We start from the raw sequence: 19,881 nt of genomic DNA on the forward strand, positions 1-19,881 counted from the left end.
GCCTCGATATGCGCCTCGATATGCGCCGCGATGTGCGCTTCGATGTGCGCTTCGATGCGCGCTTCGGTGCGCCGGGCCGACGGGAGGGAGCAGGGGGCATGCTGCGGCTCTACGCGACGGTCGCCGCGGGCGGGTTCCGGCGCCATGCCACGTACCGCGTGGCGACGGCCGCGGGGGTGTTCACCAACACCGTCTTCGGCTTCATCCTGTCGTACACCTACATCGCCCTCTGGCAGGCCCGCCCCGGCCTCGGCGGCTACGGCATGGGTGACGCGCTCGCCTATGTGTGGATCGGCCAGGCCCTCATCACCGTCTGCGGGCTGATGGGCGGCGGCTTCGAGGACGAGCTGATCGAGCGGATCAGGACCGGCGACATCGCCGTCGACCTCTACCGCCCCGCCGACCTGCAGACCTGGTGGTTCGCCGCCAACGCCGGCCGCTCCGCGTACCAGCTGCTCGGCCGCGGCATCGTCCCGATGCTCTTCGGCGCCCTCGTCTTCGACGTCACCCTGCCCTCCCACTTGTGGACCTGGCCCGCCTTCCTCCTCTCCGTGGCGCTCGGCTCGGCCGTCAGCTTCGCGGTCTGGTACCTGGTCGCGCTCAGCGCCTTCTGGCTGCTCGACGGCCAGGGCGTGCTGCAGGTCGCCTGGCTGAGCGGCCTGTTCTTCTCCGGGATGCTGCTGCCGCTGAGCGTCTTCCCGGGCGGCCTCGGCGAGGTGGCGCGGCTGCTGCCGTGGGCGTCGATGCTCCAGGTGCCGGCGGACGTCTACCTGGAGCGGTACGCGGGATGGGGGCTGCTGCGCGCGTACGGCTTCCAGGCCGGCTGGGCGGTGGCGCTGCTCGCGACGGGACGGGCGGTGCAGGCGGCGGCGACGCGGAAGGTGGTGGTGCAGGGTGGCTGAACGCGTGTCACCGGTGGTGGAGTCCTGGCGTACGTACCGGATGGTGGCGGGCATGTGGATCCGCTCCACCCTCACGTACCGCTCCTCCTTCGCCCTGACCTTCCTCTCCAGCCTCGGTGTCACCTTCTTCGACTTCGTCGTCATCCTCCTGATGTTCGGACAGGTCCGGGGCCGCGGGCTCGGCGGCTTCTCCTTCGCCGAGGTGGCCTTCCTGTACGGGACGGCCGGGACGTCGTTCGGGCTGGCCGATCTGGTGATGGGCTCGCTGCCGCGGATGGGCAGGCGGGTGCGCGACGGCTCGTTCGACACGTTCCTGCTGCGCCCGGCGCCGGTCCTCGCACAGGTGGCGGCGGACCGGTTCGCGCTGCGGCGGCTCGGCCGGGTCGTGCAGGGGCTGATCGTGCTGGTGTGGGGTCTGGCGCTGCTCGACGGGGTGGAGTGGTCGCCGCTGAAGGTGGCCCTGGTGCCGGTGATGGTGGTGAGCGGGGCGCTGATCTTCGGGGCGCTGATGGTGCTCGGCGCGTCGGTGCTGTTCTGGATGCAGGACGCGTCGGAGGTCACGAACTCGTTCACCTACGGCGGCAACACCCTCCTGCAGTACCCGCCGACGATCTTCGCCCGGGACCTGGTGCGGGGCGTGGTGTACGTGGTGCCGCTGGCGTTCGTGAACTGGCTGCCGGCGCTGTACGTGCTCGGGCGCCCGGCCCCGGAGGGCGTGCCGGACGCGGCGGCGTTCGCGTCGCCGCTGGTGGCGGCGGTGTGCTGTGTGGTGGCGGGGTGGGCGTGGCGGGTGGGTCTGCGGGCGTACCGATCGACGGGAAGCTGAGCGGTGTTCATTGAGCTGGACGGGGTCGAGAAGGTCTTCACGGTCCGTAGGCGGGCGGGGCTGCTGCGGCGGGAGAAGCGGGAGGTGCGGGCGGTCGACGGCATCTCCTTCGGTGTCGGGAAGGGGGAGATGGTCGGCTACATCGGCCCGAACGGCGCGGGGAAGTCCACGACGATCAAGATGCTCACCGGCATCCTCACCCCGAGCGGCGGCCGGCTGCGGGTCGCCGGCATCGACCCGGCACGGGAGCGGACCCGGCTCGCGCGGCGCATCGGGGTGGTGTTCGGCCAGCGCACGACGCTGTGGTGGGACCTGCCGCTGCGCGACTCGTACACGCTCGTCCACCGGATGTACCGGATCCCGGACGACCGGTTCCGGGCGAACCTGGCGCGGTGCGTGGAGCTCCTGGAACTGGGCGACCTGCTCGACGTACCCGTACGGCAGCTCTCCCTCGGCCAGCGGATGCGCGGCGACATCGCGGCGGCGCTGTTGCACGACCCGGACGTGCTCTACCTCGACGAGCCGACGATCGGCCTCGATGTGGTGTCGAAGGCGAAGGTCCGCGGCTTCCTGCGGGAGCTGAACGCCACGCGGGGCACGACGGTGCTGCTGACGACGCACGACCTGACCGACATCGAGCAGCTGTGCTCGCGGGTGATGGTGATCGACCACGGCCGGCTGATGTACGACGGCGAGCTGGCCGGGCTGCGGGCGGCGGGCGACGGGGAGCGGACGCTGGTGGTCGACCTGGCGCGGGAGACGGACCCGATCGAGGTGGCGGGGGCGCGTTTCGTGAGGGCGGAGGGCCCGAGGCAGTTTCTCGCCCTTCCCTCATCCGGGTCGGCGGCGCCGGTGGTGGCGGCGGTGGCCGCGGCGTACCCGCTGGTGGACCTGTCGGTGCGGGAGCCGGACATCGAGGCGGTGATCGCGAAGATGTATGCGGGAACTCCGCGTACGCCCCGGGAGTCCCTGAGATAGGGAGGTCCGGTGATGGTCAGCTTCACGTACACGGCGGCGGACGAGGAGAAGAGCAGGGGCGTCCGCCGCATGAAGGCGATGGCGACGGGCCTGCTGGCGCTGGTGGCGGCGGTGTACGCCCTGGCCACGTGGGGGAAGAACGAGGGCTGGGGCGCCTGGGCCGGCTATGTGGCGGCCGCGGCGGAGGCCGGCATGGTGGGCGCGCTGGCGGACTGGTTCGCGGTGACGGCGCTGTTCCGGCGGCCGCTGGGCCTGCCGATCCCGCACACCGCGATCATCCCGACGAAGAAGGACCAGCTGGGCGCCTCGCTCGGCGCGTTCGTCGGCGAGAACTTCCTCTCCGCCGACGTCGTACGGGGCAGGCTGCGCGGCTTCGCGATCGCCCGCCGCCTCGGCGCCTGGCTGGCGGACCCGGAGCACGCGGACCGGGTGACGTCGGAGCTGGCGGCGGCGCTGCGCGGCGCCCTGACGGTGCTGCGCGACTCCGACGTCCAGGCGGTCGTCGGCGAGGCGATCACCCGGCGGGCGGAGGCCGCGGAGATCGCCCCGGGCCTCGGCAAGACGCTGGAACGGATGGTCGCGGAAGGCGCCCACCACCGCGCGGTCGACCTCGTGTGCGTGCGGGCCCACGACTGGCTCGTCACCCACGGCGACTCGGTGATGGACGCGGTCCAGGGCGGCGCGCCCGGCTGGACGCCGCGCTTCGTCGACCGCAAGGTCGGCGAACGCGTCTACCGCGAACTGCTGCGCTTCGTCACCGAGATGCGCGACATGCCGTCCCACCCGGCCCGCGGCGCCATCGACCGCTTCCTCCGCGACTTCGCCGCCGACCTCCAGGCCGACACGGACACCCGCGCGCGCGTCGAGCGCCTGAAGTCCGACATCCTGGCCCGCCCCGAGGTCCAGGACATCATCGCCTCGGCCTGGTCCTCCGTCCGCGACCTCCTCCTCGCCGCCGCCGACGACGACCAGAGCCAACTCCGCCGCCGCGCCCGCGCCTCCCTCATCTCCCTCGGCACCCGCCTGTCGGAAGACCCCCAGCTCCAGACCAAGGTCGAGGGCTGGGCGGAAGACGCCGCGGCGTACGTCGTCACCACCTACCGCACCGAGATCACCTCCCTGATCACCGACACGGTCGCCGGCTGGGACGCCACCCAGACCTCGAAGAAGATCGAGGCGAACATCGGCCGGGACCTCCAGTTCATCCGGATCAACGGCACGGTGGTGGGCGCGCTGGCGGGCCTGCTGATCTACACGGTGAGCAGGGCGCTGGGAGGGTGAGAGGGGTCAGAGGGCTAGTGGGCGAGGAGCAAGGGACGAGGGGCTATTCGGCGTTGCGGGTGACGGCGTACGCGGCGCCGGCCATCGCCCCGGCCACGGAGAACACCGCCGGCCACGCCCCGATCTTCTTCGCGAGCGGGTGCGACCCGGCGAAGGCGGCCACGTACCCCGCGGTCAGCCCGACGGCAGCCTTCGTGCCCGCGGCCTGCTGCCACTCCCGCGCCGCCACCCCACCGGCCACGGCCAGCACGACCCCACCCAGCGGCCGCTTCTTGGTCCAGCGGGCGACGGCGTAACCACCGACGAGGCCGGCGGCGGCGATGGCGGGGGAGAGGGTGCGGGTGCTGGGCATGATGAGGCCTTTCGTCGAGAGTGAAGCCAGGTAGGTCACCGAGTGATCAATTTTCGGCCAGGGATGACGAGATGATCGATGCAGCGACCAAAGTGGATCGTTTCATTGGCAACATGTTCGCATGGCTGCGTATCAAGCTGTTTTCGGGCACATCGGCGACATCCTTCCTGGAACGCATTTCGACTCGCGGAAGCATGTGAAGGCAGCTGGCCTTCACAAGGAAGACCAGGCTGGGATCTCGTGGGGGCTGGACGGCAACGCTCGCCGTGTGGCCGACGCAATCGTCCTGAACAACGGCTATGAGGACGATTACGACGAGTGGGACAGCATCCTCTACACCGGAGCCGGTGGGCGTAATCCCAACACCGGGCGCCAAGAGTTCGATCAGTCTTGGGAGACCCCTGGCAACGAGGGCCTTCGAAACAGCAGGCGCTTCGCGCTTCCGGTCCGTGTGATCAGAGGGCCGCGAGGCGACCGCGACCTCTCGCCTGCATCGGGATACCGCTACGACGGTCTGTACCGAGTGACGGAGGAGAGCGAGGAAACGGGTCGGGCCGGCTTCCGAATACTCCGCTTCAAGCTGACGCGACTGGTGGAAGACCAGCAGGAGTTGACCTCGCTCGAGCAGCAGGTCGAAGACCTCGTTCTTGGCGAAGCGCCGCGCCGCACGGCGACCGTAGAGCGCATCGTGCGCGACACCGCCGTCGTACGCCGGGTGAAGACGTGGTACCGGCATCGCTGCCAGATTTGCCGCTCAACGCTGCCGGTGGGCCCCGATGGAAAGAGCTACGCGGAAGGCGCTCACCTTCAGGCCCTGGGGAAGGCGGGTGGCCCGGACATCGAGGGCAATGTGCTCTGTCTGTGTCCTAATTGCCACGTTCGCCTCGACCGCGGAGCCATCTATCTGACGGACACCTTCCAGGTGGTGGACCGGTTTGCCGCGACGGGTGTGCCCTCGGAAAGCCCGCTGTGGATAGAGCCGCAACACCGCGTCAAGGCCAGGTTCGCAGCGGCACACCGCCGGTTCTGGAGGATCCTCGATTCTCAAGAAGGCCAGTGAATCGACCCCGGTAGCCAAGGGTTAAGGACTGCAAAAGGGGCGATCTCCAAGCGGAGGTCGCCCTTTGTGCTGCGTACCCGTGCCGGAACTCAGTCCGCGCCGTGGCACCCCCCGTACGTCCTCCCCGACCCGCACCAGCACGCCGCACCCCGCGCCGGCGGCCACGCCGTCGCTCGCCCCCGCGCCGCGAGGGTCGTCGCGTACTGGGGGAGGAGGTCGGCGTTGGACGGGGTGGTGGATTCGGAGGCGGCGAAGGCTTCGTAGGAGGGGACGGTGGCGGGGACGATGCCGAGGTTGGGGGTGCCGGAGGCGGCGAGTTCGCGGAGGGAGGCCTCGATGTCGGTGAGGTGGGCCCGGTACGTGGGGTACTCGGACTCCAGCTCGGGGTAGGCGGCGAGGAGCTCGTCCAGTTCGGCTTCCGGCCAGTGGAGGACGGCGACCGGGAAGGGGCGGGAGAGGGCCGTGCGGTAGGAGCCGAGTTCGGAGCGCAGGCGGGTGATCTCGGCCTGGAGTTCGGCCGGGTCGGAGGAGCCGAGGGACCACAGGCGCTTGGGGTCGTGGAGCTCGTCCAGGGGGACGTCCGCGGTGTGGAGCGCGTCCGCGAGGGTGTCGTACTCGTCGTGCGTCCGGGCGAGCAGGCGGCGGACCCGGTGGCGGCCGGTCAGGAGGGACTGGACGGCGTACGAGATCTCCTCGGCCGGGTCCACCAGCAGTCGCGCGCCCTCCGTGAACGTCGCCTCCGCCTCCTCCAGCTCGTCGTGCGCCTCCAGCGTCTCCGCCACGATCTCCCACGGCGCCGGCTCCTCCGGGCGGGCGCTGCGCACGCCCTCGATGATCGCCCGCGCCTCCGCCTCGTGGCCGTACTCCCACAGGTTCGACGCCTTCAGCGACCTGATCAGGAGGGGGGAGGCCGGGGACGACGACAGCAGGTCGTCGTACAGGCTCGTCGCTCGCTCTCGGTCCCCCGCCAGCTCCAGGTACGCCGCCGCCCGCAGCAGCAGCGGTTCCCGGTCCTCCGGGTACCGCCCCGCGGTGCGGAGCAGGCGCTCGGCTTCGGTGGTGTGGTCGGCAGGCATGTCGGGGCGCATGCCTTTTACCGTACTGCCGTACGGCCCTGGAGAGTTGGTGCCGCAGCATTTATCGTGCCCGCGTGCGAGCGAGGGTGCGCGGTCGAGGTCCCGTCGTCGTCCAGGTGCGCAGGCCCTTCGGCCGCGTGCTCTGGGCGTGCGCCGAAGCGCTCGTCACCTGCGGCGTTGTCGTCCTTCTCTTTGTCGTTCAGCAGCTCTGGTGGACCAACCAGCAGGCCCGCGCCCAGGCCGTGCGGGAAGTGCGCAACCTTGAGCAGCAGTGGGACTCCTCACCTCCGCCCCCGGTGACGACGTCACCTTCCGCCCCGGTCCCGGTCCCGGTCCCCGCCCCCGATCCCGTGTCCCCTTCGGCCCGCCCCGACCCGGCCCCCACCACAGAAGCCGACCCCGGCCCCGGTCCCTACGCCGTCCTCCGCATCCCCCGGCTCTCCCTCACCGTCCCCGTCGCCCCCGGCGTCGGCAAGCGCTCCGTCCTCGACCAGGGGTACGTCGGGCACTACCCCGGCACCGGCGCCCCCGGCCGGACCGGGAACTTCGCGCTCGCCGGGCACCGCAACACCCACGGCGAGCCCTTCCGCCATCTCAACCGGCTCCGGCCAGGCGACACCGTCTCCGTCCGCACCCGCGACGGGACGTACGAATACCGCGTCGACCGGGTCCTCCCGCAGACCTCGCCCCACGACACGGGTGTCATCGCCCCCGTGCCCCGGTCGCTCTACCGGCCCGGCTACGGCTACGACGACATCGGCAGCTACCTCACCCTCACCACCTGCACGCCCGAGTTCACCTCGCGCTACCGGCTCGTCGTCTGGGCGAAGCTCGTCACCTCCTGACTTCCTGGCCCCGCCCACCCCGAGCCACCCCGAGCGTCACCGCCGCGCCCGCCAGCCCCAGCACCGCCGACACCACCAGCGCCACGTCCGCGCCGGCCGTCGACAGGGCCAGGGCGAGGGCCACGCCGGCGGAGGAGCCGATGTAGCGGGCGGTGTTGTTCGCGCCCGAGCCCATCGCCGCGCGTTCCTGCGGCACGGAGTCGACGGCGAGGCGCGGCAGCGCCGCGTTCAGCAGGCCGCTGCCCGCGCCCGCCACCACCAGACCGGGCAGCAGGCGGACGACGGAAGCCCCCTCCAGAGCGCCGAACAGGCCCAGCACACCCGCCGTCGACAGGGCGAAGCCCAGCGCCAGCTGGTACGCCGGCGAGACCCGTCCCGCGAGGCGCCGCGTCTGCAGCGCCACCACGAACGCCGTGCCCGACCACAGGAGGAACAGCCACGCGGTGGTCAGAGGGGAGAGCCCCGCCCCGCGCTGCAGCAGCGCCGGCAGCACGCTGAAGAAGCCGATCACGGCCAGGCCGGTGAACAGCGCGCCCGCCGTCGCCGCCCGGAACGCCGGGCGGCGGAACAGGGACAGGTCGATCATGGGCGCACGGCTCCGCCGCTCGACCGCCACGAACACCGCCGTCAGCACGACGGCCGCGACCGCCAGCAGCCCCACCGACGGGCGCAGCCAGCCGTCCCGGCCGAGCGTCAGCGCCGTGAGCGCCGCCGCCAGGGCCAGGCCCAGGGTCAGCGCGCCCGCGATGTCCGGCCGGCCCGGGCGCGGGGCGCGGGACTCGGCGAGGGTACGGGTGCCGAGCGCGGCGACCACCAGCGTGCCGGCGGCCAGCGCCTCGTACGTGAGCCGCCAGTCGGCCAGGCTGCTCAGGCCGCCCGCGAGGAGCGGGCCGAGCGCGATGCCCGCGCTGACGAACGCGCCCCACACCCCGGTCGCCCGGATCCGGTCCGCGCCGGCCGGGTACGCGTGCGCCAGCAGACCGAGGCTGGCGGCGAGCACGGCGGCGCTCGCCGCGCCCTGGGCGACGCGGGCGAGGGTGAAGGTGAGCGTGGACCCGGCGAAGCCGCCGAGGGCGGTGGTCAGGCCGAGGGCGAGGGTGCCGAGGAGGAAGACCCGGCGCCGCCCGTGGTCGTCGGCGAGGCTGCCGGCGACGAGGAGGAGGACGGCGAGGCCGAGCGGGGTGCCGTTGAGCAGCCACGCCTGGGCGGAGGCGGGGGTGCCGAACGCGCGGGCCATGCTCGGCAGGGTCAGCATCGGCGCCGTGTAGTTCATCAGCGTGAGCGCGGTGGCGGCGCTGGTGACGGCAAGGGTGGCGCCGGGACGGTGCGCCTTCGGACCGAGTGCCCGTCCATCCCTCACGGAGGTGGCGGGCGTCGCTGCTGCGGCGTCGGGCTGGGGCATGGCGGGACCTCGGCATCCGTAGGTCGGCATCGGCGGGCCGGCAGGGGCGGGCATTCGTAGGTTCGTTCACTGAACCTTGTCGTGGGTGCCACCGTAGCAGCACAGGTTCAATCAATGAACCCACCCCGGTACACTCGTCCCCATGGCCCTCGGCAAGGACTACGCGACCCAGCAGTGCTCCATCGCCCGCGCACTCGAAGTCATCGGCGAGCGCTGGACCCTGCTCGTCGTGCGCGACGCCTTCTACGGCGTCCGCCGCTACAACGACTTCCTCGTCCACCTCGGCGCCCCCCGCGCCGTCCTCGCCGCCCGCCTCCAGGCCCTCGTCGAGGCCGGCGTCCTGGACAAGCGGCGCTACCAGGAGTCGCCGCCGCGCGACGAGTACGTGCTCACCGAGCGCGGCATCGGCCTGTGGCCCGTCCTGCGCTCGCTCGGGCGGTGGGGGCGCGAGGAGCTGCCCGGCGCCGTGCCCGTACGCCACTTCCACCACGTCGACTGCGGCACCGAACTCGGCGCTTACGGCGAGTGCCCGGCCTGCCGGATCCCCGTCCACCCCGCCGACATCGAGATGCGGCCCGGCGCCGGAGTCGACTCCGACCCCGCCGACCCGGTCGGCCGCGCCCTCCTGCGGCCGCGCCGCCTGCTCGTCCCGCTGGAGCCGGCGGAACTCTCGTAGCCCCGGCGGCGTCCTGTATAACGGTCGGAAGATGTGCAAGCGCGCGAGCCGAAAGGAGAAGGCATGAGCCGCGGGTTCCTGTTGCGTGTCCTCGCGCCGCTCCTCTTCCTTCTCGCCCTCGCCGACCTGCTGCTTTCCGACAGCTCCGGCGGCATGGGCGGCGGCCTGTCCGCCGCGTTCGCCGTCGCCGCGACCGCCTTCCTCTGCGCCTTCACCGTCGGCGGCCGTACGGCTCTGCCCGTACCGCCCACCCGGGTCCGCACCGCCCTGCGCGAACGCGCCCTGCGCACCGCCTTCCTGCCGCAACGCGACCCCGACGCCGCGGGCCGCCGCAGGCCCCGGGCGCCCGGCCGTGCCCTCCTGACGGCCGCGTAGAGAGCAGCGGAGCGAACTCTCGCCCCTCCACGCGGTTCCGTCCTGCCGAAAAGCACCTTCCCGGCACGACGAGACCCCACGGAGGGCTCCCATGTTCCAGTCCCTTTTCGACGGCTTCGCCAATCTGGTCGAGCACCTCGCCGACCTGCTCGGCCCGCTCTTCGCCGGCGCCTCCACCGCCGCCGCCATCGTCCTGTTCACGATGGCCGTACGGCTCGCGATCCACCCGCTCTCCCGCGCCGCCGCCCGCGGCCAGAAGGCCCGCACCCGGCTCGCCCCGCAACTCGCAGAGCTGCGCAAGAAGCACGGCAAGAACCCCGAGAAGCTCCAGAAGGCGATCATGGAGCTGCACGCCGAGGAGAAGGTCTCGCCCTTCGCGGGCTGCCTGCCCAGCCTGCTCCAGGCACCGGCCTTCTTCCTGATGTTCCACGTCTTCTCCAGCGGACGGATGGCCGATCACAGCCTGTTCGGCGCCCCCCTCGGCGGCCACTTCGCCGACGCGCTCGGCAAGGGCGGCCTGCTCGGCTCGGCCGGCCTCGTCTACGTCGTCCTCTTCGCGATCGTCGCCACCGTCGCCACGTACACCTACCTGCGCACCAAGCGCCAGCAGGCCCTCAACCCCGTGACGCCCGTCGCCGACGACCAGCCCAGCGCCGGGGCCGTCGCCGCCATGACCAAGTACCTGCCGCTGCTCTCCTTCGCGACCCTCATCTCGGTCGCGGTCGTCCCGCTCGCCGCCGCGCTCTACATCGTCACCAGCACCACCTGGACCGCCGTCGAGCGCGCCTTCCTCTACCGGGACATGCCGACCGCGCAGACCCTTGTTACCGCCGCGTAAGGGTCCAGGGTGTGAACGGGGTCTTGCAGACTGACCCGTCTTCTTGGAGGATCGACCAATCCTCCGATGGCCGCACTCCATCGGCCGGGGCTCACCGCGGCCCGCACGGCGACCGCCGGCGGGCCACCTCGACCAGAGGTACCTGAGGTATCAGAGGAGAAGACCATGAAGCTGCTGCGTGTCGGGCCTGCGGGCGCCGAGCGGCCCGCGCTCCTTGACCAGGACGGGACGCTGCGCGACCTGTCCGCGCTCGTGGACGACATCGACGGCGGGCTGCTCTCCGACGGCGCCGCCCTCGACCGGATCCGCGCCGCGCTCGCCGCGGGCGTGCTTCCCGCGCTCGACCCGGCCGGCCTGCGGACCGGCCCGCCGGTCGGCCGCATCGGCAAGGTCGTCTGCATCGGCCTGAACTACCACGGCCACGCCGCCGAGACCGGGCAGGCCACCCCCGCCGAGCCCGTCGTCTTCCTCAAGGCCGCCGACACCGTCGTCGGCCCGGACGACACCGTGCTCGTACCGCGCGGCTCGACCCGCACCGACTGGGAGGTCGAGCTCGCCGTCGTCATCGGCCGCACGGCCCGCTACCTGGAGACCGACGAGGAGGCCCTCGCCCACGTCGCCGGATACGCGGTCGCCCACGACGTCTCCGAGCGCGAGTTCCAGCTGGAGCGCGGCGGCACCTGGGACAAGGGCAAGAACTGCGAGACCTTCAACCCGCTCGGCCCCTGGCTCGTCACCGCCGACGAGGTCCCCGACCCGCAGGCCCTCGGGCTCAGGCTGTGGGTCAACGGCGAGCTCAAGCAGGACGGCCACACCTCCGACCAGATCTTCCCGGTCGCGCAGGTCGTCCGCTACGTCAGCCGCTTCATGACGCTCTACCCCGGCGACGTCATCAACACCGGTACGCCGGCGGGCGTCGCCATGGGCCGGCCCGACCCGAAGCCGTACCTGCGCGCGGGTGACGTCGTCGAGCTGGAGGTGGAGGGCCTCGGCCGGCAGCGCCAGGAGCTGAAGGACGCCTGAGCCCGGGGCTGCGCTCCGGCCCGCGCTCCGGCCCGTGTTCCGGCCCGTCCGTGAGGCGTTCGGGCGACGCCCCGCCCGCTCCGCGCGTGGGGCGTCGCCTCGAACGGCCGCATTCTGCATATTGCCGGATATGTGTGCATATGTGATGAGTCGTCACCGTCGGGTGACAGCGACGGCCGTGGTGGCCGCCGCGATCGTCGGAGCCCTCGCCCCCGCCACGGCCGCCCTCGCCGACCCGCTTCCCGGCGGCCTCGGTCCGTGCCTGCCGGGCAGCTGCCCCTCTCCGTACCCGGAGGTCAACAACGGCTCCGTCGCCGGCCGCGACAACAACATCAACGTCTTCGTCGGCGGCGACTTCCACGTCGGACAGGCGGCGGCCGAGGCCGAGGGCAAGATCGTGGTCTTGGGCGGCTTCGACATGAACAAGCGCGAGGGCGTCTCGCAGGTCTACAACGTCGGTGTCGCGGGCGTCGGTTCACGCGTCCCGCCCGACAACGGCACCGACTTCCTCACCACCGGCGGCGACGTCACCGTCGCGGCCGGCCAGCGCCTGCTCGCCGAGGAGGGCACGACGCACGGAGTCGTACGGTACGGAGGCACCCTCACCGGTACGGTCAGCCCCAAGGCGGTCGCCGACCCCAGGGCCGCCGAACGGTACAAGGGCCTGCGCGACCAGTTGACCACGGCCAGCCGCTGCTACGCGTACGTGGCGGGCGGGCCGCGCACCGCGACCGGCACCGCCGTCAACAACGGCAGCGAGACCGTCTTCACCGGCGACGGCAAGTCCGCCCTCCAGGTCTTCGACGTCTCCTTCGACCTGGAGTCGAGGACCGGCGGCACGCAGGGCATCCGGTTCACCGGCATCCCGGCCGACGCGACCGTCCTGGTCAACCTCCTCGGCAGGCGCCGGACCGTCGACACCTACGTCGGCGCCTTCCCGGACGGGCTGCGCGAGCGGCTGCTGTGGAACTTCCCTGACGCGACGGACGTGATCTTCGAGGGCAGCGGCCAGCTCGACGGCAGCGTCCTCGTCGGCGACCCGGCGAGCACCGCGACCGTGACGCTGCCCGGCATGAACGGGCGCTTCTACACGAGCGGATCACTCACCCACGCCTCGCGGATCGGCGGAGGCGGCGGGCAGGAACTGCACGCGTACCCGTTCGACGGCGAACTGCCCGACTGCGACGGGAGCACGCCGACGCCGACTCCGACTCCTACGCCGACGCCGACCCCGACGCCGACGCCGACGCCGACGCCGACTCCTACGCCAACCCCGACTCCGACGCCGACCCCCACGCCGACTCCAACCCCAACCCCGACCCCGACCCCAACCCCGACCCCAACCCCGACTCCGACCCCAACCCCGACTCCCACCCCGACCCCCACTCCCACCCCGAGCCCCACCCACTCGGGCACGAACGGTGGGTCGAGTGACGGCGGCACCGCGAACGGCGGGTCGAGTGACGGCGGTACGGACGGAGGCGCGACGACCGGCGGTGCGACCGACGGAGGCGCGACCGACGGAGGGCTGACCTCCGGCGGCGCGGACACCGGCGGTCACGTCACCGGCGGTCACACCTCCGGCGGCGGTGAACTCCCCGACACCGGTTCCGGATCCGCCGCCGGCAAGGTCGTCATGGGCACCATGGCCCTCGCCCTCACCGTCAGCGGCGGTGTCCTGGTGTCGGTCGCGCGCCGCCGACGCCGCACCGCCTAGCCGGCGCCCTACGAGTCGTACGCGTCCTACGCGTCCTACGCGCCCTGAGAGCCGTACGACTCGAGCAGCCGCTCCAGGCCGAGGACCACCAGCGCGTGGTCCTCGACCTGCGGGAGGCCCGAGACGGTGACCGCGCCGACGACGCCGACGCCCGCCACCGCGATCGGGAACGAGCCGCCGTGCGCCGCGAACCGGTCGGGGTCGAGGCGCGAGGACTCCTCGAAGGTCGTGCCCTTGACGCGGAAGCGGGTGCCGACGAGCAGCGAGCTCACGCCGTACCGCTCGACGACCCGCCGCTTCCGGTCGATCCAGGCGTCGTTGTCGGCGCTGGACCCGGGCAGCGCGCAGTGGAAGAGCTGCTGGGCGCCGCGCCGTACGTCGATGGCGACGGGCGCCCGGCGCTCTCGCGCGAGCTCGGCCAGGACCGTGCCGAGCGTCCAGGCGTCCTCGTAGGTGAAGCGGGGCAGGACCAGGCGGGCCTCCTGGGCCGCCAGCTCCTCCAGTGCGTCGGCGGAAGGCGCGGGGCTCGTGCTCACAGGGCCACCGCCCCGCCCTCGCGGGCCGACTTCCGCGCGGCCTCCAGGACGTCGAGGGCGGCGGCGGCCTCGTGCGCCGTCACCGGGTTGGGGCCGGTGCCGCGCAGGGCGGCGGCGACGGCCGCGTAGAAGGCGGGGTAGTCGCCGGGCAGGGTCTCGACGGGGGCGCCGCCGCCGGTGAGCGGCGACTCGCCCGCGCCGAGCCGGCCCCACAGCTCCTCCGGCTCCTCGCCCCACGCCGTGCCGGGCTCGGGGCGCAGGCCCTCGCGCAGCGCGGCCTCCTGCGGGTCGAGGCCGTACTTCACGTAGCCGGCCTTCCGGCCGAGCACCCGGAAACGGGGGCCGAGCTGGGCGGTGGTGGCGGAGACCCACAGGTGGGAGTGGACGCCGTTCGCGTGCGTGATCGCGATGAAGGTGTCGTCGTCGGCCTCGGCGCCGGGGCGGCGGACGTCGGACTCGGCGTACACGCGGACGGCCGGGCCGAAGAGGACGAGGGCCTGGTCGACGACGTGGCTGCCGAGGTCGTAGAGCAGCCCGCCGATCTCCTCCGGCGCGCCCGACTCGCGCCAGCCGCCCTTGGGCTGCGGGCGCCAGCGCTCGAAGCGGGACTCGAAGCGCTGGACCTCGCCGAGGGAGCCGTCGGCGAGCAGCGCCCGGATCGTGCGGAAGTCGTTGTCCCAGCGGCGGTTCTGGAAGACGGAGAGCAGCAGCCCGCGCTCGTCGGCGAGGGCGGCCAGGGCGCGCGCCTCGGCGGCGGTCGCGGCGAGCGGCTTGTCGACGACGACGGGCAGGCCGGCCTCCAGGGCGGCGGTGGCGACCGGCACGTGGGTCTTGTTGGGGGAGGCGACCACGACCAGGTCGAGCTCGTCCGCCCGCGCGAGCAGCTCCTCGGCCGACGCCGCGACCCGCACCCCGGGGTGCTCGGCACGGGCCTGCGCGGCGCGCTCGGGGTTGCCGGTGGTGACCGTGTCGAGGACGAGGTCGGGGGAGGCGGCGATCAGCGGGGCGTGGAAGACGGAACCGGCGAGGCCGTAGCCGACGAGTCCGACCCGGAGCGGGGCGGAGGGTGAGGCGGGGGAAGTCATGCCCACCACTTTGGCAACGCTGTTGCCGAAGTGCAAGCGACAGGCACAATGGCCTGGTGAACAGGGACACGGGTGGGGCCAATCTGCCGGCACTGCGCAGCCACAACGCGGCGCTGGTGCTCGATCTGCTGCGCACGGCGGGGCAGGACGGCATCAGCCGCCTCGAACTCGCCGCCCGCACCGGCCTCACCCCGCAGGCCGTCAGCAAGATCACCGCCCGGCTGCGCGCCGAGGGCCTGGCCGCCGACGCCGGGCGCCGCGCCTCCACCGGCGGCAAGCCGGCGACCGCGCTGCGGCTCGTGCCGGAGGCGGCGTACGCGATCGGGCTCCAGCTCGACCGCGACGAGCTGACCGCCGTCCTGCTCGACCTCGCGGGCGAGCGGGTCGCCGCCCGCCACGCCCCGCTCGACCTCGGCGCCGGCGCCGAACCGGTCCTCACGGCGGCCCGCGCCGAGGTGGCGGCCCTGACCGCCCTCGCCCATGCGGAAGGGGGAGGGGTGCGGGGTGATGGGGCCCAGGGGGGAGGCGGCCAGGGAGCGGCGATCCCGGGAGCCCCGACCCCAGGAAGTGCGATGCCGGGAGGCGTGATCCCGGGAGCCGCGGTGCGGGGAGCCGCAGTCCCCGGAGCCGCAGTCCCAGGAGCCGAGGTGCCGGGTGCCGCCATCCCCGGACCCGCCGCCCCCGGAACCCCGATCCGGGGTGGCGCGATCCTCGGCGTCGGGGTCGCGATGCCCGGGCCGCTCGACCACCTGACCGGCACGCCCGGCCGTGTCACCGGCTTCCCCGAGTGGGACGGTTTCCCGCTCCGCGAGGAGCTGGCCCGGCGGCTCGGGCTGCCCGTCGCCCTCGACAAGGACACCAACGCCGCCGCCCTCGGCCTCGCCCTGCGCCCCGGCGCGCCCGACTCCTTCGCCTACGTCCACCTCGGTACGGGCCTGGGCGCTGGCCTCGTCCTCGGCGGCGCGGTGCTGCGCGGCGGCAGGACCGGCGCCGGGGAGCTCGGTCACCAGACCGTCCAGCTCGACGGGCCGCCCTGCGACTGCGGCGGCCGCGGCTGCCTGGAGGTGCTCTGCCTGACGGCGCTCGCGCGCGGCGACCTGGCCGAGGCGGCCCGCGTCCTGGGCACCGGCGCCGCCAACCTGGTCCGGCTGCTCGACATCGAGCGCGTGCTGCTCGGCGGCCGCGCGGTCCTCGCCGCCCCGGACACCTACGCCCGCGGCACCCGCGAGGTGCTCGCCGGCCTCGGTCTCCCGGCGGACGTGGCCGTGGCCGCCGGCCCGTACGCGGTCGCGGAGGGCGCGGCCCAGCTGATCCTCGCCCCGCTCTTCGGCAAGTAGCCCCGGGCCTCCGGGCCCCGGCCCCCGGGCCTCCGGAGTCGGCGGACCCCGGCCCTCCGGACCCCGGGCCTCCGGACCCCGGCCCCCGGGCCTCCGGGCCTCCGGACCCCGGCCCCCGGGCCTCCGGGCCTCCGGGCCCCGGCCCCCGGGCCTCCGGGCCTGCGGACCCCGGCCCCCGGGCCTCCGGAGTCGGCGGACCCCGGGCCTCCGGACCCCGGGCCTCCGGACCCCGGCCCCCGGGCCTCCGGCCCCCGGGCCTCCGGCCCCCGGGCCCTCCGGACCCCGGCCCTCCGGAGTCGGCGGACCCCGGACCCCCGCACCCGAGACATCGGAAAACCCGAAAATAGGCTGATCGAGCGGAATCCGGCGCGCGTACGGACGGACCCCGTCGCCCCCGCCGCGTCGCTGTCCTCCCCGCCCCGCCCCGCGTGGCAGCGTCGCGGCGACCCGCACGTCCGCGAGCAGCAAAGGCACCGCCCTCATGCGAGCCCTCATGCGAGCCCCCTTGCGGCCGCGCAACGCCCTGGCCCTCGCCGCCACCACGGCCGTCGCCCTGCTGATGGCGCCCGCCGCCGAGGCCCAGGGCCCGCCGGCCCGTGCCGTGGCGCCCGCGTGCGGGGCGGCGAACGCGCCGGACTTCCCGCTGGTCACGCGGATCCACGGCGGTCCCGCCGACTATCCGGCGGGCGGCGGCTTCCGGACCTGGAACCTGGACCTGACGAACACCACCGCCCTGGCCTGCCGGGACATCCACCCCGTGCTGGTCCTGACCGACCGCGAACGGGCGCTGCGGCCGACGCAGATCCGGGCCGAGTTCTACGACGCGGAGGCCCGGGTGTGGCGGCCGGTGGCCTTCGAGGGAACGGACCAGGCCGAGAGCGTCGGCGTGTTCGACGCGAGCCGGGCCGGCCTCGACGGGACGCCCGCCTTCCCGGGCTTCGCGGTGCCGGCGGGCCGTACGCTCACCGTTCCCGTACGGCTCTCCTTCAGCGCCGACGCCGCACCCGACGAGGTCGTGGTCAACGCGGCCGTCGTGCAGAAGCGCGGCGAGGACGGCGACTGGGTGGGCGAGTCGGGCGACTACGTGCTGACGATCGGGCCCGCCGACCCGCACGACGAGACCTTCCCGACCGTCCCGCGCGCCGATCCGACCGCGCCCGCCCCGGACCCCTCGTCCACCGCCGGCCGCGCCCCCGGCACCGGCACGGATCCCCGCTCGGATCCCGGCACCACGCCCGGCCTCTCCGAGCCTCCCGTACGTCCCGGACTTCCCGTACGTCCCGGACTTCCCGAACTCGCCCATACGGGACGCGAGTCCGCCCTCAAGGTCGCCCCGGTCTCCGCCGCGCTCCTCGCGACGGGCGTCGCGCTCGTGCTGCTCGCGCGACGCCGGCGCATCCGCGGGCCACGCTCCGTACGTCTTTCCGTTCACTGACGTCTGCGACGATCACCGCGTGGAGAACGTGGAGAAACAGAGCACCCCCGGAAACGCCCCCGGAAACGCCCCCGGAAACACCCCAGGTGACAGCACCGGCGCCCCCGGCAACACGCCCGGTGCCCCCGGCAACACCCCTGGCGCCCCGGTCCGCTCGGGCATCCCGGAGCACGGCCGCATCCCGAAGTACTACGCGGTGAAGGCCAAAGTCGCCGCGTTGATAGACGAGTTGGGCGAGGGCGGCCTGCTGCCGACCGAGCGGGACCTCGCCGTGCGGTACGAGGTGTCGCGGGAGACCGTCCGCCAGGCCCTGCGCGAGCTGCTCCTGGAGGGGCGGCTGCGGCGGCAGGGGCGGGGGACCGTGGTCGCCGGACCCAAGCTGGAGCAGCCGCTGAGCCTTGCCAGCTACACCGAGGGCGTGCGCCGCCAGGGCCGCCGGCCGGGCCGTGCGCTGATCTCCCTCGACCGGTTCCCCTGCCCGGAGGCGCTGGCCCCCGAGGTCGGCGTGGCGCCCGGCGAGGCCGTCTGGCACATGGAGCGGGTGCTGCTGGCCGACGACGAGCGGGTCGGCCTGGAGAGCACGTACGTCTCCGAGGCCCGCGCCCCGCGCCTGGACGCCGACTTCGACCCGGACTCCTCCTTCTACGCCTATCTGCACGACCGCCTCGGCGTGGTCTTCGGGGACGCCGACGAGCGGATCGAGACCGTGCTCGCGACCCCGCGCGAGGCGCTGCTCGTCGGCACCCCGCCCGCGCTGCCGATGCTGCTCATCCACCGCGTCTCGCGCGACACGGCCGGCCGGCCGCTCGAACGGGTGCGCACGCTCTACCGGGGCGACCGGTTCAGCTTCACCACACACCTCGGCCGCCAGGACTGACCCCATTCCTCCCCCTGTCCCGGGCACCGAATATCACAGAGAGATAACGGGTCTAGTCCAAGCTTGTCGGGCCGTTCACCGTCCCGTCGCCAACCGGTCCTGCCCGGGTCATCCGTCGCCCCGACCGTGTTCGTCATGAAGGTGATCGTCGTAGGAGCAGGCGTGGTGGGCACCATGCACGCCTGGCAGGCAGTCGAACGCGGCCATGAGGTCGTCCACATCGAGCGCGAGGCGGAGGCGCGCGGAGCCTCGCTCCGCAACTTCGGCCAGATCTGGGTCAGCGGGCGCGCGGGCGGGGAGGAACTCGACACCGCCCTGCGCGCCCGGGAGTTGTGGGAGGGCATCGGCGCCCGCGTCCCCGGGCTGGGCTTCCGGGCGATCGGTTCGCTCACCCCGGTCCGCGGCGCGCTCGAACTCGCCGTCGCCGAGGCCGCCCTGGCCCGTGACGACGCCGCCGCCCGCGGCTACAAGCTGCTCACCCCGGCCGAGGCGCGGGAGATCAACCCGGCCCTGCGCGGCGAGTTCGACGCCGCCCTGTGGTGCGAGCGCGACGCCGCCGTCGAGCCCCGCACGGCCCAGCTCGCCCTGCGCGAGGCGCTGCTCGCCACCGGCCGCTACACGTTCCTGCCGAACCGCGAGGTCCGCGAGGTCGTCGGCGAGAACGCGGTCCGCGACGACCGCGGCGACGTCCACACCGGCGACGCCGTCGTCCTGTGCACCGGCGCCTGGCTCTCCGGCCTGGTCCGCGAGGTCGCCGGCGAGATACCGGTGCGCCGGGTCCGGCTCCAGATGATGCAGACCGACCCGCTGGGCGAGCCGCTGACCACCTCCGTCGCCGACGCCGACTCGTTCCGCTACTACCCGGCGTACGCCTCGTCGGCCCTGGACGCGCTCAACGCGGGCCAGGAGCAGGATCCGACCGCCGCCGCCCACAAGATGCAGCTGCTCATGGTGCAGCGCCTCGACGGCGGGCTGACCATCGGCGACACCCACGAGTACGAGCACCCCTTCGCCTTCGACACCGTCGAGGAGCCGTACGAGCACCTCGTCCGCGTCGTCGAGTCCCTGCTCGGCCGCCCGCTGCCGAGGATCCGCCGGCGCTGGGCCGGCGTGTACGCGCAGTGCACCGACACCAGCCGGGTCGTCCACCGCCAGCGGGTGCGCGACGCCGTCTGGCTGGTGACCGGGCCCGGCGGCCGCGGCATGACCTGCTCGCCCGCCATAGCCGAGACCACCGCGAACGAACTGGGCTGGTGAACA

At 73.5% G+C, this 19,881-nt stretch carries 20 protein-coding genes; 15 read left to right on the plus strand and 5 right to left on the minus strand.

The window, feature by feature from the left end; translation table 11 throughout:
• Nucleotides 1-101: 101 nt before the first annotated feature.
• From ACFYU9_RS06725 to ACFYU9_RS06740, 4 genes are read left to right on the plus strand one after another with little or no spacing between them, the layout of a single operon-like run.
• Entirely contained in the window at nucleotides 102-902 is an 801-nt protein-coding gene (locus ACFYU9_RS06725; protein WP_389344121.1) for an ABC transporter permease, read from the plus strand.
• Nucleotides 903-942: 40 nt separating this feature from the next.
• Nucleotides 943-1,728, plus strand: coding sequence for an ABC transporter permease (locus ACFYU9_RS06730; protein ID WP_389344123.1), 786 nt, complete (start codon nucleotides 943-945; stop codon nucleotides 1,726-1,728).
• A 3-nt stretch (nucleotides 1,729-1,731) separates the two neighbouring features.
• Entirely contained in the window at nucleotides 1,732-2,706 is a 975-nt protein-coding gene (locus ACFYU9_RS06735; protein WP_389343247.1) for an ATP-binding cassette domain-containing protein, read from the plus strand.
• A 12-nt stretch (nucleotides 2,707-2,718) separates the two neighbouring features.
• Entirely contained in the window at nucleotides 2,719-3,987 is a 1,269-nt protein-coding gene (locus ACFYU9_RS06740) for a DUF445 domain-containing protein (RefSeq protein WP_389206604.1), read from the plus strand.
• Nucleotides 3,988-4,030: 43 nt separating this feature from the next.
• On the opposite strand, the gene ACFYU9_RS06745 is transcribed toward ACFYU9_RS06740, so the two are convergent.
• Nucleotides 4,031-4,339: a hypothetical protein gene (locus tag ACFYU9_RS06745; RefSeq protein ID WP_389343250.1), complete on the minus strand. Its 309-nt coding sequence runs from the start codon at nucleotides 4,337-4,339 to the stop codon at nucleotides 4,031-4,033.
• Nucleotides 4,340-4,460: 121 nt separating this feature from the next.
• Here ACFYU9_RS06745 and ACFYU9_RS06750 point away from each other — a divergent pair, with 121 nt between their 5' ends.
• Complete coding sequence (locus ACFYU9_RS06750; protein ID WP_389343253.1) at nucleotides 4,461-5,399, plus strand: YDG/SRA domain-containing protein; 939 nt, start codon at nucleotides 4,461-4,463, stop codon at nucleotides 5,397-5,399.
• A gap of 89 nt (nucleotides 5,400-5,488) precedes the next feature.
• Here the strand turns inward: ACFYU9_RS06750 and ACFYU9_RS06755 are convergent, their stop codons facing one another.
• Nucleotides 5,489-6,487, minus strand: a complete 999-nt coding sequence (locus ACFYU9_RS06755; protein WP_389343256.1) for an SEC-C metal-binding domain-containing protein — start codon at nucleotides 6,485-6,487, stop codon at nucleotides 5,489-5,491.
• Between the two features lie 62 nt (nucleotides 6,488-6,549).
• Here ACFYU9_RS06755 and ACFYU9_RS06760 point away from each other — a divergent pair, with 62 nt between their 5' ends.
• A complete protein-coding gene (locus ACFYU9_RS06760) occupies nucleotides 6,550-7,320 on the plus strand; it encodes a class E sortase (RefSeq protein WP_389343259.1) in 771 nt (256 codons plus the stop codon).
• On the opposite strand, the gene ACFYU9_RS06765 is transcribed toward ACFYU9_RS06760, so the two are convergent.
• Entirely contained in the window at nucleotides 7,310-8,722 is a 1,413-nt protein-coding gene (locus ACFYU9_RS06765) for an MFS transporter (protein WP_389343262.1), read from the minus strand. The two genes, ACFYU9_RS06760 and ACFYU9_RS06765, sit on opposite strands and share 11 nt — an antisense overlap.
• Nucleotides 8,723-8,864: 142 nt before the next feature.
• Here ACFYU9_RS06765 and ACFYU9_RS06770 point away from each other — a divergent pair, with 142 nt between their 5' ends.
• From ACFYU9_RS06770 to ACFYU9_RS06790, 5 genes are all read left to right on the plus strand, one after another.
• Nucleotides 8,865-9,398, plus strand: a complete 534-nt coding sequence (locus tag ACFYU9_RS06770; protein WP_389206580.1) for a winged helix-turn-helix transcriptional regulator — start codon at nucleotides 8,865-8,867, stop codon at nucleotides 9,396-9,398.
• Nucleotides 9,399-9,461: 63 nt separating this feature from the next.
• A complete protein-coding gene (locus ACFYU9_RS06775) occupies nucleotides 9,462-9,773 on the plus strand; it encodes a DUF6412 domain-containing protein (protein ID WP_389206578.1) in 312 nt (103 codons plus the stop codon).
• Between the two features lie 91 nt (nucleotides 9,774-9,864).
• On the plus strand, nucleotides 9,865-10,611 hold the full coding sequence (locus ACFYU9_RS06780) for a YidC/Oxa1 family membrane protein insertase (protein WP_389343265.1): 747 nt from the start codon (nucleotides 9,865-9,867) through the stop codon (nucleotides 10,609-10,611).
• Between the two features lie 165 nt (nucleotides 10,612-10,776).
• On the plus strand, nucleotides 10,777-11,634 hold the full coding sequence (locus ACFYU9_RS06785; RefSeq protein ID WP_389343268.1) for a fumarylacetoacetate hydrolase family protein: 858 nt from the start codon (nucleotides 10,777-10,779) through the stop codon (nucleotides 11,632-11,634).
• 163 nt (nucleotides 11,635-11,797) lie between these two features.
• Nucleotides 11,798-13,351: a choice-of-anchor A family protein gene (locus ACFYU9_RS06790; protein ID WP_389343271.1), complete on the plus strand. Its 1,554-nt coding sequence runs from the start codon at nucleotides 11,798-11,800 to the stop codon at nucleotides 13,349-13,351.
• Between the two features lie 35 nt (nucleotides 13,352-13,386).
• Here ACFYU9_RS06790 and ACFYU9_RS06795 read toward each other — a convergent pair whose 3' ends face one another.
• Both ACFYU9_RS06795 and ACFYU9_RS06800 read right to left on the minus strand, forming a co-directional pair.
• The gene (locus ACFYU9_RS06795; RefSeq protein WP_389343274.1) at nucleotides 13,387-13,887 is read right to left on the minus strand and encodes a heme-degrading domain-containing protein; all 501 of its coding nucleotides are present in this window, start codon (nucleotides 13,885-13,887) and stop codon (nucleotides 13,387-13,389) included.
• Nucleotides 13,884-14,972 carry a Gfo/Idh/MocA family oxidoreductase gene (locus ACFYU9_RS06800; RefSeq protein ID WP_389343277.1) on the minus strand — a complete coding sequence of 363 codons (1,089 nt, stop codon included), beginning with the start codon at nucleotides 14,970-14,972 and terminating at the stop codon, nucleotides 13,884-13,886. The genes ACFYU9_RS06795 and ACFYU9_RS06800 overlap by 4 nt, the downstream gene beginning before the upstream one ends.
• Before the next feature lie 56 nt (nucleotides 14,973-15,028).
• Between ACFYU9_RS06800 and ACFYU9_RS06805 the strand changes: the two genes are divergently transcribed.
• From ACFYU9_RS06805 to ACFYU9_RS06820, 4 genes are all read left to right on the plus strand, one after another.
• Nucleotides 15,029-16,309 carry an ROK family protein gene (locus tag ACFYU9_RS06805; RefSeq protein WP_389343280.1) on the plus strand — a complete coding sequence of 427 codons (1,281 nt, stop codon included), beginning with the start codon at nucleotides 15,029-15,031 and terminating at the stop codon, nucleotides 16,307-16,309.
• A 493-nt stretch (nucleotides 16,310-16,802) separates the two neighbouring features.
• The gene (locus tag ACFYU9_RS06810) at nucleotides 16,803-17,744 is read left to right on the plus strand and encodes a hypothetical protein (RefSeq protein WP_389343283.1); all 942 of its coding nucleotides are present in this window, start codon (nucleotides 16,803-16,805) and stop codon (nucleotides 17,742-17,744) included.
• Nucleotides 17,745-17,904: 160 nt separating this feature from the next.
• Nucleotides 17,905-18,621 (plus strand): GntR family transcriptional regulator, encoded by a 717-nt coding sequence (locus tag ACFYU9_RS06815; RefSeq protein ID WP_389206763.1) that lies wholly within the window; start codon nucleotides 17,905-17,907, stop codon nucleotides 18,619-18,621.
• Between the two features lie 135 nt (nucleotides 18,622-18,756).
• Nucleotides 18,757-19,878 (plus strand): TIGR03364 family FAD-dependent oxidoreductase, encoded by a 1,122-nt coding sequence (locus ACFYU9_RS06820; protein WP_389343286.1) that lies wholly within the window; start codon nucleotides 18,757-18,759, stop codon nucleotides 19,876-19,878.
• The last annotated feature ends 3 nt before the right edge of the window (nucleotides 19,879-19,881 follow it).

The organism is Streptomyces sp. NPDC004327 (assembly GCF_042873935.1).
In the GTDB taxonomy this organism is placed as follows: Bacteria; Actinomycetota; Actinomycetes; order Streptomycetales; family Streptomycetaceae; genus Streptomyces.